This window comes from Ectothiorhodospira sp. 9100, assembly GCF_022227565.1.
GTDB lineage: Bacteria > Pseudomonadota > Gammaproteobacteria > Ectothiorhodospirales > Ectothiorhodospiraceae > Ectothiorhodospira > Ectothiorhodospira marina.
In genome coordinates this window covers 1-18,963 of sequence record NZ_JAJNAN010000007.1, presented here as the reverse complement: position 1 = coordinate 18,963, position 18,963 = coordinate 1, and the positions used below count along the sequence as shown (strand labels likewise).

Sequence of the window (18,963 nt, the reverse complement as noted above, 5' to 3'; positions counted from 1 at the left end):
ATGTGGCTGTCCTCACGGTAGTGGGCCTTTGGGGAAGGATGAGGTCATTCTCCTGCCAGTCTTCCCTCACGTATCAACTCGAGGGCCATGCGGGCGACCTTTTCCGATCCTCCCCCCTCGCCAAGCCGCTCGCGGATCTCTCCCAGAGAGTCCACGACATCCTGATAATAGGCCTCATCGTTGATCAGGCGATCCAGTTCGGCACCAATGCGCTCCGCGCTGGCCTCATCCTGTATGAATTCCCTGACCACGCGCCGCTCGGCCACAATGTTGGCCAGACCGATATCCTGAATGAGGATCATGCGCTTGAGGATGGCATGGGTGATGGGCGAGACGCGGTAGATGATGGCCATGGGCGTCTTGAGCAAAGCGGCCTCCAGGGTGGCCGTGCCCGAGGCAATGATCAGGGCCCGACTCACCGACATCACGTCGTGAGCCTGCCCCACAAGCTGATGGATGCCCAGGGAGGTATCTATTTGAGGCGTGATGTCCCCCTCGATATCCACCCCCGGCGCCAGTGGCATCACGAACTGGATGTCAGGGTGGCGTGCCCGCAGCCAGCGGCAGGTCTCCATGATGATGGGCAGGTGACGACGCAGTTCGCCCGAGCGACTGCCTGGCAACAGACCGATCACCGGTCGAAGGGGATCAAGGCCCAGGGAGGCCATGATTTCTTCGCGACTGGCGGAAGGCCGGACGCTGTCCACCAGTGGATTGCCCACGTAACGCACGGGGATGCCGTAGCGCTGGTAGACTTCCACTTCGAAAGGGAAGAGGACCGCCATGGCATCAATGACGCGGCCGATGCGTTTCACTCGATGCGGGCGCCAGGCCCAGATTTGCGGGCTGACATAAAAGAGCACGCGGATGCCATGCTGTTTCGCGGCCCGGGCCAGGCGCAGGTTGAATTCCACATAGTCCACCAGGACCAGCAGATCCGGCGGATCGCTGCGCAGGCGCTCCTTGAGAATGTTCAGGGCGCGACGGATCTCCCGATACTGGGCAATAACCTCCCACAGACCCACCACCGCCAGCCGCCGTGCGTCCACCACCAGCTCCACGCCGGCCTCGCGCAGTGCATTGCAGCCCATGCCTGTATAGCGGTTGCCCGGGTTCAGATCCTCCAGGGCGCGGACCATGGCGGCTGCGTGCTGGTCACCGGATGCTTCTCCGGCCACGACCATGACGTGCAGGGGTTGGCCGGTAGGGTCAGTCAAGGGCACCCCGGATGACCTGGGCGATGCGCTCGATGGATGCATCGGGCAACTCCGGATAGATGGGCAGGGACAGGCAGCGCGACGCAATCGAATCGGTCACCGGTAGATTGACTCCGGCGGTGGTGTCGGCGAAGGCCTTTTGACGGTGCAGGGGAATGGGGTAGTAGATGGCGCAGGCGATCTGTTGGGCCTGCAGGGCCTTCATGATGGCATCACGCTTCTCGCTGAGGATCGTGTATTGGTGGAAGACGTGAGTACCCACACCATCTTCAAAGGGCGTGGTCACGCCGGTGCCGGCCAGTAGTTCGTTATAGCGATGGGCCACCCGACGGCGGCTGAAGTTGTAGTCATCGATATGGGGAAGCTTGACGCGCAAAATGGCGGCCTGAATCTCGTCCAGGCGGCTGTTGTAGCCAATGCGGTCATGGTGGTAACGCACATCGCTGCCATGGTTGCGTAGATTGCGCAATAGTGCAGCGTGGGCCTCGTCCCGTGTTGTCACCAGGCCGCCGTCGCCATAACACCCCAGATTCTTGCTGGGAAAGAAACTGAAGCAGCCGAAATCTCCCACTCCGCCGGTCTGCTGCCCCCCCACCCGGGCACCAAAGGATTGGGCACAGTCTTCCAGCAGCATCAGGTCGTTTTGCTGGCAGATCTGTTTCAGGGTATCCAGATCGGCGGGCTGGCCAAACAGGTGCACTGGCATGATGGCCCGTGTCCGGTCATTGATGGCGTCACGCACCTGGGCCACATCGATATTGAAGCTGTGAGGATCGATATCCACGAAGACCGGCGTGGCCCCCACGTAGCGTATGGCCTCGGCGGTGGCAATGAAGGTAAAGGCACTGGTGATCACCTCATCACCGTGGCCGATGCCGGCGGCCCTGAGGGCCAGATGCAGAGCGTCGGTGCCCGAGGCACAGGTGATGGCGTGCTCCACACCCAGGTAGTCAGCCAGTTCCTGCTCCAGGGCCTGCACGTTCGGGCCAAGGATGAAGTGGGTCGTGTCAAGCACGCCTTGCACGGCGGCGTCGATGTCAGTCTTGAGCTGGTGGTATTGGGTCTTGAGGTCGACCATGGGGATCATGGTGGGGTCCTTCTGCAAGCGAATAGGGGGTTGGGTTGGCGTCCGGGTGGGAGGTCAGCAGTCCTCGCCCAGCACATGGGCACCTTGGCGCACCTGTTCGGTGATGCGAATGGCGGTCTCCAGGGCACGTTGCCCGTCCTCACCGGAGACAATCACCGGGCCGCCGTTCGTGATGGCTTCCAGGAAGGCAGCGATCTCGGTCTTCAGGGCATCCCCCTCTTCAAAGATGCTGGTTTCGGTGGTGACTTCCGGGATGCCGGGGAACATTTCCCGCTCGCCCAGGCGGTGGATGGACAGTCCGCGATTCTGGAAATCCACGGAGACGTAAGCGTTCTTCTGGAAGATGCGCATCTTGCGCTCGCTCTTGAGGCTCACCCGGCTGGAGGTCACGTTGGCCACGCAGCCATTTTCGAACTCGATGCGGGCGTTGGCAATGTCCAGTGCCTCGGACAGCACCTTGGCACCGCTGGCCGCTACGGCTTTCACCGGCGAGCGCACCATGTCCAGGATGATGTCGATATCGTGGATCATCAGGTCCAGTACCACGTTCACGTCGGTGGCCCGTGGCTTGAAGGGGGCCAGCCGGTGGGACTCGATGAAGAGGGGGGGCGCAGCGCTGCTCAGCCAGATCCAGCAGGGCCGCGTTGAAACGCTCCAGATGCCCTACCTGCAGGATGGCATCGTGCTCGCGGGCGACGCGGTTCAGCTCCGCGGCCTCGGCCACGGTGCTGGTGATGGGTTTCTCCACCAGAACATGGGTGCCCCGCTCCAGGAAGTCACGTGCCACCTGATAGTGCAGGGTGGTGGGCACGGCAATGCTCACCGCATCCACTTCACCGAGCAACTCCCGGTAATCGGTCACCGCGCGACAGTCACAATCCGCGCCCACCCGGGCGGCGGCCTCGGCGTCAGTGTCGGCCACCGCGATCAGGTCAGCGTGGGAGAAGGCGGCGTACTTCTGGGCATGAAACTTGCCGAGATAGCCGACGCCGATGACGGCGCATCGGGTTGGAGTCATGGGTTTTCCAGGAATGGGGCGTATGAAATGGCCAGTCTTGGGGTGCCAGGATACACCGTCATGGAACGGCGGGCCTCTTTGGTCATGCATCCCTGCCGCTGATGCCCGCGGGGCTGGCTTTGCCTCGGCTGACCTGCTTAAGTGGTATTGAGCTTCTTTATTTTAATGGATCGTGAGGGCATTGTGTGACGGAAGCAGAACTTGTGGAACTCTTGGCGCAAGCGGATGTGGCAGGAGTGGATGAAGTGGGGCGCGGCCCCCTGGCAGGCCCCGTGGTGGCCGCTGCCGTGATCCTGGATCCGGCCCGCCCCATTGCCGGGCTGATGGACTCCAAGGCCCTGAGTCCGGCGCGCCGCGAGGCCCTGGCGGCCCTGATTCGGGAGCAATCGTTGGCCTGGTCCGTGGCCCTGTGCACGCCGGGGGAGATCGACGAGATGAATATCCTGCATGCCACCTTCGAGGCCATGCGCCGGGCCGTGGCCACCCTGGGCCGGCCGCCGTCCATCGCCCTGGTGGATGGCAACCGTTGTCCCGAACTGACCTGTGTCGCCTATCCCGTGGTGAAGGGAGATGGCCGGGTTCCCTGCATCAGTGCCGCCTCCATCATCGCCAAGGTCCATCGGGATGCGCTGATGGCTGACCTGGACCAGATCTATCCCGGTTACGGAATGGCTGCCCATAAGGGTTACCCCACACGGGCCCACCGCGAGGCATTGGTCAGGCTGGGCCCCAGCCCCTGTCATCGCCGCAGTTTCGCGCCCGTCCGGGAGGCTGCCCGTTTGCGATAACCCATGGGGGCGGCTCCTGGTCGTGCATGCCGTCGGTCTCAAGGGTGGATCACAGGCCCCCCTCTGGCCTTATACTCCTGGCCTGTTCAGCTCGATTCACCAGCTCCGCGGCACCCATGACACCCAGTTTTGTTCATCTCCATCTGCATTCCGAATTTTCTCTGGTGGACGGCCTGGTGCGCGTCGGTGCACTGGTGGACGCCGCGCGAGCCCATGGCATGCCAGCCTGTGCGGTCACGGACCAAAACAATCTTTTCGGCATGGTCAAGTTCTACAAGGCCGCCCTCAAGGCCGGAGTCAAACCTCTCATCGGCGCCGATGCCTGGGTCACTGCACCGCAACCTGGAGAAGCGCCAACACGCATTGTCCTGCTCTGCCAGGACAATGCAGGCTACGGCAACCTGACCCGCCTGATCAGCCGGGGCTATCAGGAAGGTCAGCAAAGCGGTGCCCCGATCCTGGAGCGGGACTGGTTCACGCAGGAGACCTGTTGTGGACTGATTGCCTTGTCCGGGGCGCGCGAGGGGGAAGTGGGCCGCGCCCTGCTGTCCAGCCAGCCGGAGACGGCTCAGCCACTGTGCGACCATTGGGCGGGCTTGTTTCCGGGGCGTTTCTACCTGGAACTGGTGCGTACCGGGCGGGAAGGCGAGGAGGACTATCTGCACGCCGCGGTGGAACTGGCCGCAGCCCGAGGCCTGCCAGTGGTGGCCACCAACGATGTGCGTTTCCTCAAGGCTGAGGATTTCGACGCCCACGAGGCCCGGGTCTGCATCCATGAAGGGCGGGTGCTGGATGATCCACGACGACCACGCCTGTACAGTCGACAGCAGTATCTACGCACCCCAGAAGAGATGTCAGAGCTCTTCAGCGATATTCCAGAAGCCCTTGAAAATACGGTGGAGATTGCCCGGCGCTGTAACCTCACACTGACACTGGGCGAGAACTATCTGCCCCAGTTCCCCATCCCCGAGGGGATGACCACCGATGAATACTTCCGCAGTGAATCCCGCAAGGGGCTGGACCAGCGGCTGGTGCGTTTGGTGGCTGAGGATGACCCGGATCGGGAGGCTCGTATTCAGGCCTACAAGGACCGTCTGGAAGTGGAACTGGACGTGATCTGCCAGATGGGGTTCCCCGGTTATTTCCTGATCGTGGCGGATTTCATTCAGTGGGCTAAAGACAATGGTGTGCCGGTAGGGCCGGGTCGTGGCTCCGGTGCAGGCTCACTGGTGGCCTACGCACTGAAAATTACTGACCTTGACCCCATTCGTTATGAGCTTTTGTTTGAGCGATTCCTGAATCCCGAGCGGGTGTCCATGCCCGACTTCGATGTGGATTTCTGCATGGAGAAACGGGACAGCGTCATCGACTATGTGGCGCGGCGCTACGGTCGAGACAAGGTTTCGCAGATCATCACCTACGGCACCATGGCCGCCAAGGCCGTGGTGCGCGACGTGGGTCGGGTGCTGGGGCACCCTTATGGCTTTGTCGATCGCATTGCCAAGCAGATCCCCATGGAAATCGGCATGACCCTGGACAAGGCCCTGGAGCAGGAAGAGGACCTGCGCCAGAGCTATCAGGACGATGAGGAGGTGCGCGACCTCATCGACCTGGCGCTGAAGCTGGAAGGCGTGGCACGTAATGCCGGCAAGCACGCCGGTGGGGTTGTCATTGCCCCCACCACGCTCACGGACTTCTCGCCGCTGTTCTGCGAGCCGGGGGGGCAGGGAGTGGTCACCCACTTCGATAAGGACGATGTGGAGGCCATCGGCCTGGTGAAGTTCGACTTCCTGGGCCTGCGCACCCTGACCATCATTGACTGGGCGGTGCACAACATTAATGCCCGACGGCAGGAGGCGGGTGAGGCCCTGCTGGACATCAACGATGTACCCCTGGAGGATCCGGCCACCTTCAGCCTGCTCAAGCGCCAGGAGACCACGGCGGTCTTCCAGCTGGAATCGCGGGGCATGAAGGATCTCATCAAGCGCCTGGAACCTGATGATTTTGAGGACATCATCGCCCTGGTGGCCCTCTATCGTCCTGGCCCGCTGCAATCGGGCATGGTGGATGACTACATCAACCGGAAGCACGGTCGGGCTAAGGTGGAGTATCCCCATCCGGCCCTGGAGCCCATCCTCAAGCCCACCCATGGGGTGATCCTCTACCAGGAACAGGTGATGCAGATCGCCCAGGTGCTGGCTGGCTACAGCCTGGGCGGTGCGGACCTGCTGCGGCGCGCCATGGGCAAGAAGAAGCCCGAGGAGATGGCCAAGCAGCGCGAGATTTTCCAGAAGGGCGCGGTGGAAAAGGGGGTGCAGGCGGAGACCGCCACCTACATCTTTGACCTGATGGAGAAGTTCGCCGGCTACGGGTTCAACAAGTCCCACTCGGCCGCCTATGCGTTGCTCTCCTACCAGACCGCCTGGCTCAAATGTCATTATCCGGCGGCCTTCATGGCGGCGGTGCTCTCCGCCGATCTGGATCACACCGACAAGATCGTGAACCTGATCGACGAGTGTCGCTCCATGAACCTGGAGGTGATCCCTCCAGATGTGAATGCTTCCAGCTATGAATTCACCGTGCGCGATGCGCGCACCATCGTTTATGGGTTAGGCGCCATCAAGGGGGTGGGCGAATCCGCCATCCAGGTGATCCTGGACAGCCGCAGCCAGGGCGGCCCGTTCGCCAGTCTGGATGACCTGTGCATGCGTGCCGATTCTCAGAAGATCAACCGACGCACCCTGGAGGCCCTGATCCGCGCTGGCGCCCTGGATTCCATTGGTCCCAATCGGGCCACATTGATGCACACGCTGCCCCAGGCCCTGTCTCGCGCTGAACAACACCTGCGGAATCAGAGCATGGGGCAGGAGGATCTGTTCGGGGACCTGGTCACACCGGCTCCGGAAGTGGCCCCGACCGAACAGTGGCCGGAATGGGACGAGGAAAGCCGTCTTCTGGCGGAGAAGGAAACTCTGGGGTTGTATCTCACCGGGCATCCCATCATCCGCTATGAGGCTGAACTGGCACAGATTACGGGCAAGCGCATCGCCGATCTGCTCAGCGATCTGGCCGATAGTGCCCCCAGCAACGGGGGCGGCAACGCGGAAGGGGGTAGTTACGGTCGGGGCCGGCAGCGGGAGCAGACCGTGATCGTTGCCGGCCTGGTGGTGGCCATCCGGACCCGTAACGGCAACTCCGGACGCATGGCCTTCCTCACCCTGGACGATCGCAGCGGCCGGGTGGAAGTCGGGTTGTTCGGGGACGACTACCGACGCTACCAGAGCCTGTTGGTCAAGGATCGTCTGCTGGTGGTGGAGGGCAGTGCCGGCATTGATGAGTTCAGCGGGAACGTGCGCATGCGCTGCCGTCAGATCATGGACCTGGATCAGGCCCGCGAACAATTTGCCAAACGGGTGGAGCTGGCCGTCAACGGTCATGCCAGCCCGGGGCTGCTGGAGGGGTTGCATGCGCACCTGGTGCCCTTTTGTGAGGGGCCGTGTCCCATATTCCTGAGCTACTCTAACGACCAGGCCAGCGCCCGTTTTCGTCTGGGGGCTCGCTGGCAGGTGCGCCCGAATGAGGAACTCATCCATCACCTGCGGGAGTTGCTGGGGGAGGAGGCGGTGCGGATCGTTTACCGCTGAGGTCTCGAGGCAGAAGACAGCACTTGAGACGATCCAGTTTCCCGCGTGTACAATGCCCCTTTCCCACACCAACCGACAAGTCATCGAATGAACCCGGATTTCCTTGAATTTGAGCAGCCTATCGCCGAACTGGAAGCCAAGATCGAAGAGCTCCGGTTCGTGGGTGATGATGCGGAAGTGAACATCCAGGACGAGATCGCCCGTCTGGAGAGCAAGTGCAAGAGCCTCACCGAGTCGATCTTCTCCAAGCTCACGGCCTGGCAGATCGCCCAGTTGGCCCGCCATCCACGAAGGCCTTACACCCTGGATTACGTGAAGCACATGCTCACGGAATTCGAGGAACTTCATGGGGATCGCGCCTTTGCCGATGATCCCGCCATTGTCGGGGGGATCGGGCGCCTGGGAGAGCGACCCGTCATGGTGATCGGCCATCAGAAGGGCCGCGATACCAAGGAGAAGATCGTCCGCAACTTTGGTATGCCGCGCCCGGAAGGCTATCGCAAGGCTCTGCGCCTGATGCGGATGGCGGAGCGATTCTCTCTGCCGGTCATCACCTTCATCGATACCCCAGGCGCCTATCCCGGCGTGGGTGCCGAGGAACGGGGTCAGAGCGAAGCCATTGCCCGCAATCTCATGGAGATGTCTGAATTGCGCACCCCCATCGTCTGTACTGTGGTGGGCGAGGGGGGTTCCGGGGGCGCTTTGGCCGTGGGAGTGGGTGACAAGGTTCAAATGCTGCAATACAGCACCTACTCGGTGATCTCGCCCGAGGGGTGTGCCTCCATCCTCTGGAAGAGCGCCGAAAAGGCTTCCGAAGCTGCGGAGGCCATGGGCATCATTTCCACTCGGCTCAAGGAATTGGGCCTGATCGATCAGGTGATTGACGAACCGCTGGGTGGGGCGCATCGGGATCCAGAAGCCATGTCACAGGCACTGAAGGCGACTCTTCAGGAGACGCTGGACGAACTGCAGTGCATGGATGTGGATGAACTGGTGGAGCGTCGTTACCAACGCATCATGAAGTACGGGCAGTTCAAGGAGTAACTCCCCATGCTCGGGGCCCTTGCCCAGGCCGTGGAACGTTTTCCGCCGGCACGACGATGGTTGGTGGGGTTGAGCGGGGGGCTGGATTCCGTGGTCCTGTTGCACGGGCTGGCACAGCTGGGGGCTCGGGTGGGTTCCCCCGGTTTGTGCGCGGTGCATGTGCACCACGGGCTTCATGCCCGTGCCGATGCCTGGGCCCAACACTGCCAGGCGCTTTGCGATGCCCTGGAGGTGCCCCTGGATGTGGTGAGGGTGGATGCCCGGCCGCATCGAGGTCAAAGTCCTGAGGCCGCGGCTCGCCACGCACGTTATCAGGCACTGGCCGACCAGATGGCTCCCGGTGACGCCCTGCTCACCGCCCATCACCGCCGTGACCAGGCAGAAACCCTGATTCTCCAGCTGCTGCGTGGTGCCGGCCCGGCCGGACTTTCGGCCATGCCCCGCTGGCAGCCCCACGGGTCGGGCTGGCATGGGCGGCCGCTGCTGGATATGGATCGCTCCACGCTCGAGGCCCACGCCCGCGAAAATGGGCTGGTCTGGGTGGAAGATGACAGTAATGGCGACCTGGGACTGGACCGCAATCTACTGCGTCATGAGGTGATGCCCCAACTGCGCCAGCGTTGGCCGTCCCTGGATGCCACGTTGGCTCGAGCTGCGGGCCTGCAGGCAGAGGCCCAGGAACTGCTGGCGGAGCGTGCGCGGGAGGACCTGCAGACCCTGAGAGGCGAGACGGCAGGCACACTGTCAATTCTGGCGATCCGTGCCCTGCGCCGTCCCCGACAACGCAACGCCTTGCGGGAATGGTGGCGGGAGAAGGGGCTGCCCGCGCCCAATCAGAACCGGCTGGAAGCCCTGTTGCAGCAGATCCGGGATGTGGGCCCTGACAGCGGATTGCTCGTGACCTGGCCTGGGGCCGAGGTGAGGGGATATCGGGACAGCCTTCATGCCATGGCGCCTTTGACGCCCGTGGACCCGGCGAGTGTCTGGTCATGGGACGGCATTCGGGATCTGGCCTTGCCGGAACTGGGGATCACCCTGTCGGCGCAGGAGATGCTGCGTTTCCATGGGCTGGAGCCTGCCCTCCTGGAGCCTCCGCTGACGGTGCGCCTGCGCCGTGGGGGCGAGACCTGCCGTCTGCGCGGGCAGACCCGAATCCTCAAGAAGCTGTTTCAGGAGGCAGGCATCCCTCCCTGGGAGCGGGACCGCATCCCCTTGATTCATGCCGGTGATCGTCTTGCCGTGGTCTGGGGCTTGTGGTGTTGTGATCTCCCGCTTGGAGCGGGCAGGTGGTGAAGCATCTGAGTGAATAACGGGATGCGAAGGCTGCCCTCAAGGTCGGTGGGGTTGTGCCAGATAGTCCTCAGACTGCATCTCCAGCAACCGGCTCACACAGCGCTGATATTCGAAGCGCAACCGCTGCCCCTGATACAGTGCTTCCGGTCGATCCTCGGCGGCAATGATCAGGTTCACCCTGCGGTCGTAGAATTCGTCCACCAGTGCTAGAAAACGCCGGGCGGCGTTGTCCATGCTGTGATCCATGACCGGCACATCGGCGACGAGCACCGAATGGAATTCCCGGGCAATCTCCACATAGTCCATCTGGCTGCGCGGACCCTCGCACAGATCGGCAAAGCGAAACCAGACCACGCCATCCGCGCACCGTTGAACCGGGATCTTGCGATCCTCCACCTGGATGTGGCGGCAATCGTGTGGCGCGTCGGGTGCCAGGGTATCGAAGGTGTTCACGAGTTGTTCACGTGCCGCCTCATCTGAAGGCGTGTGATAGATGCGTGCCTGTTGAAGATTGCGCAGCCGATAATCCACATCCCCATCCAGATGAAACACCTCCAGGTGCTCATGGATCAGTCGGATGGCGGGCAGGAACAGATCCCGTTGCAGGCCGTCCTTGTAGAGTTCATCCGGTGGCAGATTGGATGTGGTTACCAGACAGACCCCATTTTCCATCAGGCCTGCCAGCAGGCGGTGCAGCAAGACCGCATCGGTGATGTCGGAGACGAAAAACTCGTCCAGACACAGCAGGCGGGCATGGGCCATGCGGCGGGCGACGATGGCAAGGGGATCGCTCTGGTCCTTGAGCTCGCGAAGCTCGGCATGCACCTTCTGCATGAAGCGGTGAAAATGCAGTCGGGTCTTGTCCTCGAAGGGCAGTTCATCGAAGAAGCGATCCACCAGGTAGGTTTTGCCGCGACCCACATCCCCCCAAAGGTAAAGGCCGGGTACGGGTTGCGGTACCTCCCGGCGTCTCAGCAGGCGGGCCAGTGGGCCGGGCTGCCTGGGTCGGGGCGTGGCCGCCAGCTCATTTGAGATGCGTTGCAGATGCGCCAGGGCCCGTTCCTGGCCGAGGTCCAGTTGGAGTCCGGCTGCGTGTCCGGGTTGCAGTCGACCGTGACGGGGCATGGGCATGGCAGTATCGGGATAAGACTTCGGCACCGCAGCATAGCATAGCCACCAACAGACCCAACCCCGCGAATCCCATGGGAAAGGACTGGTCAGAGGCCGGGCCGGGGTTTAGCATTGCGGTTATCCGTTTCGTCATCTGGTGAAAGAGAGCTGTGATCCATGAATAAAGCCCCGGAAACTGATCTTCACGCCCTGCTTGACCAGCCCATGCCTGACCGCGATGGGCATTTCGGGCCCTATGGGGGGCAGGCCGTGCCCCCTCAGTTGAAGTCCATCATGGATTCCATCGCCGAGGCCTATCTCGCCATCCGTGAGACCCGGGCTTACCAGGATGAGTTGGCAGAGTTGTATACCTACTATGTGGGTCGTCCCAGCCCCATCTACCTGGCCCGAAGGCTCAGTGAGCACTGCGGCGGCAACGCCGAGATCTACCTCAAGCGGGAGGACCTGAACCACACAGGGGCTCACAAGATCAACCACGCGCTTGGGGAGGCCCTGTTGGCCAAGCACATGGGCAAGACCAAGGTGATCGCCGAGACTGGAGCGGGCCAACATGGGGTGGCCATGGCGACGGCCTGTGCTCTGGTGGGGTTGCCCTGCGAGATCCATATGGGGGAGATCGATATCGAAAAGGAACACCCCAACGTGGTCAAGATGAAGATTCTTGGGGCCACCCTGATCAGCGTGGATCGAGGGACACGCACCCTGAAGGATGCCGTGGACAGCGCCTTTGAGGAATACATGAAGGATCCGGACAACTTCTTCTATGCCATCGGCTCCGTGGTTGGCCCCCATCCCTTCCCCATGATGGTGCGTGACTTCCAGTCCGTGGTGGGGCGCGAGGCACGCGAGCAGTTTCTTGCCATGAAGGGCGAACTGCCTGATTACGTGGTGGCCTGTGTGGGGGGCGGCTCCAACGCCTTGGGTCTGTTTACGGCCTTCCTGCACGACCTGGAAGTGAAGATGGTGGGTGTGGAGCCCTCAGGTCGTGGTCTGGGTCTGGGCGAGCATGCCGCCACATTGACCTATGGCAAGCCCGGCACCATGCACGGTTTCCACTCCTACATGCTGCAAGATGATGAAGGCCAGCCCCAGCCGGTATATTCCATCGCCTCTGGCCTGGATTACCCTTCCGTGGGCCCTCAGCACAGCTATCTGAAGGATATCGGTCGCGCCGAGTACCATGCGATGGATGACGAGGCCTGTCTGAAGGCCTTCATGGATCTTTCCCGTTTTGAGGGCATCATCCCCGCACTGGAATCCTCTCATGCACTGGCCTGGGCCATGCAGGCGGCACGCGCGGCCAAGCCGGGCACGCGCATCCTGATCAACCTGTCCGGTCGCGGCGACAAGGACGCGGACTTCGTGGCTGAAAGGCTGGGGCTTTGAGCTCTTCCTGATCCCCTCTGTGGGGGTGCCATGAAAACGCTCACCTGCCCACCCACTGCACCCACTGGTAATACAGGGGGATGCCCACGAGGACATTCACCGGGAAGGTGAGTCCCAGGGCGGCCAGCATGGCCAGACCGATATTGGCCTTGGGGATGGTGGCGCGAATGGCCGCTGGCGCGGCAATATAGGAGGCGCTGGCGGTCAGCGCAGTGAGGATGAGCAGAGAGCCTGCAGGCAGACCTAGCAGCAGCCCCGTGGTCAGGCCCACGCCCGCCAGCAAGAATGGGGCACAGACGGCAAAGCACAGCAGTCTCCAATGATGCCAGGGCACAGGACGTAGGGTCTCGGCTGCCGTCAGGCCCATCTCCAGAAGGAACAGAGCCAGTACTACCTTAAAGGAGTTGGTGAGCAGGTCGGTGACTGCCGCCCCTTCCTGGGGTCCGTAGAGCAGGCCGATGATGACTCCGCCCACCAGAAGAATGACACCCCGGTTTGTCAGGGTTTCATGCCACAGCCCGGGCATGCCGACGCTCGTGCTGGCACCGCCGTAGCGGCGATAAAGGAAGATGGCCACCATGATGGCTGGCAATTCCATCATCACCAGATAGAGGGTGACTTCGGCGCTAACAGGCAGCTTCAGCCCCTCTGCGAAGGCCAGGGCGACGGCGAAAGTGCCTGCGCTCACGGAACCATAATGGGCAGCCATGCTGGCGCTGTCGGCCGCCGACAGGCAGATGACACGCATCAACAAGGGCATCAGCATCAGCGGGATCAGCGCTCCCAGCGCGGCCACGGCGAGCAGATCCTGAATGACCGAGAGGCTGATATTGCCATGCAGCGCCATCCCTCCCTTGAGGCCGATCGTCAGCATCAGCAGCAAGCTGAGGGTGTCGAAGGCGGCCTTGGGAATGGTCAGATCGGATTTCAGCAAGCCGGCCACCAGGCCAAGCAGGAAAAACATGACGACAATATCTGGCATGGTTGTTGGTGCGATAGCTTCAGGGGATGCGAATTTTGAGGCCAATGGCCGCTAGATGCCAGTGCTGGGGCTTGAGTCCTTCCCGACCGGGTGGCACTCTCTGGCCATGAAACCTTCCTTGCGCATCACGATCATTCCGCTGCTTGCGGCAGCGTTGAGTTTTGGGGTGGTGGCCTCATCTCAGGCCCAGACCGTCATTCTTCAAGAGGGGGAGTCCTGGCAGCGCGGTGATGTGCGTGTCTGGTGTGGTCCCCCCCCATCCAGTGTGCGTCCCATCGTGATCACGGAATGCCAGTTCTGGGACGACTTTGATAACGCCTGCCTATTTGAACGACGCATCCACCGGGTCGGTGGGCAGGAGTGTGTCGAGGAATGCCAGCACTGGGATGACTTTTCAAATACCTGCAATTTTGAGACGCGCTGTGATTATCACGCGGATCAGCATGTATTCGTACACACCCGCTGTGAGCAATTTGATGACTTTGCGAGGACGTGCCAGCGGGAGCGCGCCCGCGTCCTGCGCTGATCTGTTCAGTCAATGTCGCGGGCCGGTGACCTGGTGCGCGGCTAAGGGCGCAGATCACCCTAAAGAATCCCTCCCGGCTGCCGATACCACGTCCATACCCCCCAGTGCAGGAGTGTGTCGCCGTGGCTATCGATCACAGTGTCTTCCCGGTCTCACTCAAGACCCCCGATTTCCGTCCTGGTGCCAAGGGTGCGGGACAAGGCATCGCTTCGAGTGACAATGGCTCCGCTCGTAGCCTGAATGCATTGCAGAACAAGATTCTGCAGAACCTGGCCAAGCAGATCCCCGGGCAAAGCCTGGGAGGCATGAAGCGTCTGGATGCCAATGACTTCACTCCCGAAAAGGTGGCCGAGCGCATCGCTGGCTTTGTGGAGATGGGGCTGGCCAATGCCCGAGCTCGAGGCGCCAGTGAAGAGCAACTGCAAACGCTGAAGGAGCAGGCCACACGCGGTGTCGAGCAGGGCTTCAAGGAGGCCCGTGAGATCCTGGGTGGTCTCAATCTGCTCGATGGAAAGATCAAGGCGGACGTGGATGAGACCGAGGCGCTGACCTTCGCGGCTCTGAAGAACCTCGCGCTCGACCCCCAGGATCGTGATCTGGCTGGCATGACCCGCCTGTCCATGATGGAACGCTATCAGCGCGCCGAGAGCCTGGAACTCAACATCACCACGCAATCGGGCGCCCAGGTGAGCATCCAGTTCCAGAGTGCCCAGGACACCCGTGTCCAGGCCGAGGCCCGAATGGAGGGCGGGGATTCACGGGGGTGGCTGGATGTCAGCCGAACCGAGCAAAGCGGCTACAGCTTCTCGATCCAGGGCGACCTGAACCCGGATGAACTCCGGGCCGTGGAGGACCTGGTGCGTGATGTGGGGCAGTTGGCGGATCAGTTCTTCAATGGCGATGTGCAACAGGCCTTCGAGATGCTGCCGGATCTTCGCTTCGACACCAGCCAGTTGCAGTCCATGGATCTGAACATGACCCGCACCGAGACCTACCGTATGGCCCAGAGCTATGAGCAGACCCAGCAGATGGAATCCCCGGAACGCTCCATGCCGGGGCGACGTCTGGGGCAGCTGATGGAGGCCATGCAGGAGCGTTTCAACCAGCCGTCGCTGCAGTTCCTGGCCAATCCCATGGACGATGGCGGGCTGATCATGAAGACACTGGTGGAGCAGGATACCCGCTTCAAGGAAGCCGACACCGAGCAACAACAGCGATTCCAGGAGAACATGGCGCGGTTGCTGGATACAGTGCGGCAGTAGCATCGGGTACACACGGCGGGGAATATTCGGGTCACTTCACGGTCATAATTCCAGGTAACCACCACTGGAGGCCCGGTGACCCCGCTGACCCATCACGAAATCCTCACCCTGGTTGGCCCCTTCGCCCGCGACGATTGGCGGGTGGATCTGGCGGCCACCGATCGCCAGAACCGGTGCGTGGTGTTCGAGCCCCGCACCCATGACCACCCCGAAGATCCTTCGAGCCTCTCGCTCACCGAACACCTGCAACTGGAAAACCCGGCCCGTGGCCGCTTCTGTCTGCGGCGCACACTGACCGATGCGTCGGGCCTGAGCGCCACGCTGGAGGTCATCGGTGAAGACGCGGCCTCGGTGTACGCCCAGTGCGCCCGTGTGCCGCTAGTTGACCACTTTCGGCACCAGGCCGGTACGCTGGCGGCCCTCAGTTACGCCCTGGAGTATCGTCGCCCTGCACCCAATGCCGAGCCGGGCTGGAGGCGGCGCTTTACCCTGGGTGAGGCCTGCGTATGCGGGCGACGCCTGCAGTTTGATGCCCGCACCGTCCCGGGTCTGCCGGCCAAGCTGACCCTGGACTGGCATCCCCAAGGTGATATTCATCTGCCCGGTGACCTGCTGGCGGTGCAGGGCTGGGCCTGGCGACCCCTGCAACTCATGCCCGGCGGCTGGAAGGCCACCGTGAAGCTGTCCCGACGGGAGCCGGAGCGTTCGCGCGAGGCCGAGGAGCGCTTCCTGGCCACGGTGGCACACCTGGAACAGACCCTGTCCCAATCCCCCGCGCACTTTCATGAACGCTTCAAGTGGCAGCGCTGGCGGGTGGTCTTTCAGCGCAGCCTGGCCATACAGGGGATGCTGGCCATTCTGTCCGCCATCCCCATCCTGTACTGGGGCGATTTCGGGCAGGATGGTCAGGTGCCCCTGTGGACCACCGGCGTGCCACCCGTGATGCTGCTGGCCATCTTCCTGAGCTGGTCCCGCGAGGTGCCGGTGATGGAGATCCCGCCGCTGCCCAAGCCACTGATGGCCACCGCCTGGGAACAGGGTCCATCCACTGAAGGAGTCCCCGACTGATGCAGGGCAATCCCATGAACATCCCGGCGGTGTCCATCGCCGCCGCCAAGCAGGCACTGATCGAGCAATACGCGGATCCGGTGCTGCGGCTTCGCGCCTCCATGCTCTGGGGTACCCGCGGGGTGGGAAAATCCTCCATCATTGCTCAGGTGGCCGAGCACTACAGGGTTCCCCTGGTGGACCTGCGCCTGACCACCATTGAGCCGGTGGACATCCGCGGGGCCATCTATGCCGACGAGGAACAATCCCGTACGGTCTGGTTTCCCCCGGAATTCCTGCCCGGGCCGGATCAGCCCGAGGGCATCCTGTTCCTGGATGAACTCACCGCCGCCGATCAGCGCCTGCAGATCTCCGCCTATTCCCTCATCCTGGATCGTCGCGTGGGGCACTACCGTTTGCCTGATGGCTGGCAGGTGGTGGCAGCAGGAAATGCCCGCTTTCACGGGGCAGTGAGTCACGACATGGGCACCGCCCTGGCCGATCGCATGTTCCACTTCAACGTGCAGACAGCCATCGACGCCTTCCTGGAACACGCCCTGGAGCGTGGCTTTGCCCCGGAGGTGATGGCCTACCTGAAGGTGCGGGCCGACAAGCTGGATGACACCCAGACCCAGCTCGCCAATGATTATCTGATCGGCTCAAGCCCGCGGGGCTGGGAGGATATCTCCAACGTGCTGCACTCGGATATCTCCGACACGGCCAAGCGTCTGTTCGTCCAGGGGCGCATCGGGTCCGCCAATGCCGCAGAGTTCTTCGGGGTGTTGCGGGAGATCCAGTCGGGGGTGGACGTCACCCGGCTGCTGGCAGCGGATGCGGGGCCGGACACTGCGGAACTGCTGCCGCGCTCCCTGGATGGCCTGTACGGCATGATCTATGGCCTGCTGGCCGCCGTGGAGGATGCCACAGCCATGAACCGCGCCCTGGAGATCATCGAGCAGTATCCGGATATCCGGGCCGATGTGGCCTTGCCCATTCGCGAGGCCCAGACCCTCACCATGGAACTGCTGCTGCAAAAGGGCCTGGCCCGCGGGCTGGAGAACACCATCCTGGCCAGCCCGGCCTATGAGCGCTACATGGCCCAGCGGGAACAAGGGGCATGAAGGGCTACGACGACCCGGTTCATGCTGGCCACCGGGGGACCCGAGCGGTGCAGACCATGGTGGAGTACGCTCCGTCCACGGGGGGGCTGGCCCTGTGGATGCAACACCAGGACGTGGACGAACTCCCGGAGTCGGTCAGGGCGGCCAATGATGGTCAGACCATCTATTACGGGCCCGGCTTCGGGGATCTGCCCCTGCCGCGCCAGGTGGGCCTGGTGGCACACCAGGTGCTGCACGTGGCCCTGCGCCATGCCCAGCGCCGGGAGGAACTCAGACGCCTGGTGGGGGCTGTGGACGCCCAACTGTACAATATTTGCGCCGACGCCATCGTCAATACCAGCCTGAGTCATCTGGACTGGCTGGAACTGCCCAAGGATGCGGTCACCTTGGAGCGCCTGCTGCAGGAGACCCTCGACATGCGCTACGGGCCAGAACAGGCCCTGCTGGAATGGGACGTCGAGCGGCTCTATCGCCAGGTGGACGATCGCCGCAAGGGGCGGGAGTCCGGGCGCGGCGAGGGCGGCGATCAGGGGGGATCGGAGGGGGAGGGTAGTGAGGATACCCGCGACGGGGCTCAAGACAAGCCCGGTCCGAGGCAGGATGGCCCCCGGGCCGAACGGGCGCGACGTCTGGATGGAGCAGAGTCCCGGGATCTGCTTCCCAGTGATGAGGATGTGAGCCGACCCGAGGCGGCGGCGGAGCAGAGTCGGGAATGGGCCGAGCTCATCAGCCGGGCCCATGCGGGTGACGGTGCCTTCTCCATGCTGCGCTCCCTGCTCGCGGATCTGCCCAGGGTGCGGGTGCCCTGGGAGCAGGTGCTGCGTACCCAGTTGACCCGTGGTCTGACCCGGCATCCCGAGCTGTCCTGGTCCCGCCCGTCGCGCTCCTACCTGGCCAATCAGGGGCGCACGGCGGGCGGGCGTCGCATGCCCTGGGAGCCGGGCATGGTGGGCTCCCGTGCCGTCCCCCGGCTGGTGCTGGTGGTGGATGTCTCGGGGTCCATCGACGAGGGCTTGCTGGGGCGCTTTGCCACCGAGATCGAGGCCATCACGCGCCGCACCGACGCCAATCTGATCCTGGTGATCGGGGATCTGGCCGTGCGCTCGGTGCAGCGCTTCGAGCCCGGGGTGTCTTCGTTGCGGGATCTGGTCTTCGAGGGGGGCGCAGGCACCGACTTCACGCCCCTGCTCAAGGAGGCGGATCGGCAACAACCGGACATAGGGGTGGTGCTTACCGACCTTCAGGGACCGGCCCATTACCGCCCGGACTGGCCTGTGCTTTGGGTTGTCCCACCCGAGCATGAGTCCACGCCAGCACCGTTTGGCCGCAAGCTGGTGCTGGTGGACTAACTCTCATGCATCACATCGGTGAGGCACCCCCGATGATGAAAGATACGTTACGAGCCCCTCTCCCCTGT

The 18,963-nt window shown here is 62.8% G+C and carries 14 protein-coding genes and 1 pseudogene; 10 read left to right on the top strand and 5 right to left on the bottom strand.

All coding sequences use genetic code 11. The features are described from left to right. Window positions 1–44 precede the first annotated feature (44 nt). The 3 genes and pseudogenes from lpxB to LPW29_RS03680 form a co-directional block, all read right to left on the bottom strand. Window positions 45–1,217 carry a lipid-A-disaccharide synthase gene (gene lpxB, locus LPW29_RS03690; protein WP_255705495.1) on the bottom strand — a complete coding sequence of 391 codons (1,173 nt, stop codon included), beginning with the start codon at window positions 1,215–1,217 and terminating at the stop codon, window positions 45–47. Continuing rightward, complete coding sequence (locus tag LPW29_RS03685) at window positions 1,210–2,304, bottom strand: DegT/DnrJ/EryC1/StrS family aminotransferase (RefSeq protein WP_238626926.1); 1,095 nt, start codon at window positions 2,302–2,304, stop codon at window positions 1,210–1,212. Before LPW29_RS03685 ends, lpxB begins: the two co-directional genes overlap by 8 nt. A gap of 28 nt (window positions 2,305–2,332) precedes the next feature. Next, window positions 2,333–3,322, bottom strand: a pseudogene (locus LPW29_RS03680) (Gfo/Idh/MocA family oxidoreductase); the annotation flags it as partial. 185 nt (window positions 3,323–3,507) lie between these two features. Here LPW29_RS03680 and rnhB point away from each other — a divergent pair. From rnhB to tilS, 4 genes are all read left to right on the top strand, one after another. Continuing rightward, window positions 3,508–4,110 carry a ribonuclease HII gene (gene rnhB, locus LPW29_RS03675; RefSeq protein ID WP_238626925.1) on the top strand — a complete coding sequence of 201 codons (603 nt, stop codon included), beginning with the start codon at window positions 3,508–3,510 and terminating at the stop codon, window positions 4,108–4,110. 116 nt (window positions 4,111–4,226) lie between these two features. Beyond that, window positions 4,227–7,754, top strand: a complete 3,528-nt coding sequence (gene dnaE, locus LPW29_RS03670; RefSeq protein ID WP_238626924.1) for a DNA polymerase III subunit alpha — start codon at window positions 4,227–4,229, stop codon at window positions 7,752–7,754. 87 nt (window positions 7,755–7,841) lie between these two features. After that, window positions 7,842–8,798 (top strand): acetyl-CoA carboxylase carboxyl transferase subunit alpha, encoded by a 957-nt coding sequence (gene accA, locus LPW29_RS03665; RefSeq protein WP_238626923.1) that lies wholly within the window; start codon window positions 7,842–7,844, stop codon window positions 8,796–8,798. A 6-nt stretch (window positions 8,799–8,804) separates the two neighbouring features. Further along, on the top strand, window positions 8,805–10,091 hold the full coding sequence (gene tilS / locus LPW29_RS03660) for a tRNA lysidine(34) synthetase TilS (RefSeq protein WP_238626922.1): 1,287 nt from the start codon (window positions 8,805–8,807) through the stop codon (window positions 10,089–10,091). Between the two features lie 36 nt (window positions 10,092–10,127). On the opposite strand, the gene zapE is transcribed toward tilS, so the two are convergent. Further along, window positions 10,128–11,216, bottom strand: a complete 1,089-nt coding sequence (gene zapE / locus LPW29_RS03655; RefSeq protein ID WP_370642777.1) for a cell division protein ZapE — start codon at window positions 11,214–11,216, stop codon at window positions 10,128–10,130. Between the two features lie 162 nt (window positions 11,217–11,378). On the opposite strand from zapE, the gene trpB reads away from it, so the two are divergent. Continuing rightward, window positions 11,379–12,608, top strand: coding sequence for a tryptophan synthase subunit beta (gene trpB, locus LPW29_RS03650; protein WP_238626920.1), 1,230 nt, complete (start codon window positions 11,379–11,381; stop codon window positions 12,606–12,608). A gap of 40 nt (window positions 12,609–12,648) precedes the next feature. Here the strand turns inward: trpB and LPW29_RS03645 are convergent, their stop codons facing one another. Beyond that, window positions 12,649–13,590 (bottom strand): sodium-dependent bicarbonate transport family permease, encoded by a 942-nt coding sequence (locus LPW29_RS03645; RefSeq protein ID WP_238626919.1) that lies wholly within the window; start codon window positions 13,588–13,590, stop codon window positions 12,649–12,651. A gap of 106 nt (window positions 13,591–13,696) precedes the next feature. Here LPW29_RS03645 and LPW29_RS03640 point away from each other — a divergent pair, with 106 nt between their 5' ends. From LPW29_RS03640 to LPW29_RS03620, 5 genes are all read left to right on the top strand, one after another. Continuing rightward, a complete protein-coding gene (locus LPW29_RS03640) occupies window positions 13,697–14,116 on the top strand; it encodes a hypothetical protein (RefSeq protein ID WP_143050442.1) in 420 nt (139 codons plus the stop codon). A 122-nt stretch (window positions 14,117–14,238) separates the two neighbouring features. Continuing rightward, the gene (locus LPW29_RS03635) at window positions 14,239–15,378 is read left to right on the top strand and encodes a DUF5610 domain-containing protein (RefSeq protein WP_238626918.1); all 1,140 of its coding nucleotides are present in this window, start codon (window positions 14,239–14,241) and stop codon (window positions 15,376–15,378) included. A gap of 75 nt (window positions 15,379–15,453) precedes the next feature. Further along, a complete protein-coding gene (locus tag LPW29_RS03630; protein ID WP_238626917.1) occupies window positions 15,454–16,446 on the top strand; it encodes a hypothetical protein in 993 nt (330 codons plus the stop codon). After that, the gene (locus LPW29_RS03625; RefSeq protein ID WP_238626916.1) at window positions 16,446–17,546 is read left to right on the top strand and encodes an ATPase; all 1,101 of its coding nucleotides are present in this window, start codon (window positions 16,446–16,448) and stop codon (window positions 17,544–17,546) included. Before LPW29_RS03630 ends, LPW29_RS03625 begins: the two co-directional genes overlap by 1 nt. Further along, window positions 17,543–18,895 carry a vWA domain-containing protein gene (locus LPW29_RS03620; RefSeq protein WP_238626915.1) on the top strand — a complete coding sequence of 451 codons (1,353 nt, stop codon included), beginning with the start codon at window positions 17,543–17,545 and terminating at the stop codon, window positions 18,893–18,895. Before LPW29_RS03625 ends, LPW29_RS03620 begins: the two co-directional genes overlap by 4 nt. Window positions 18,896–18,963: the final 68 nt, after the last annotated feature.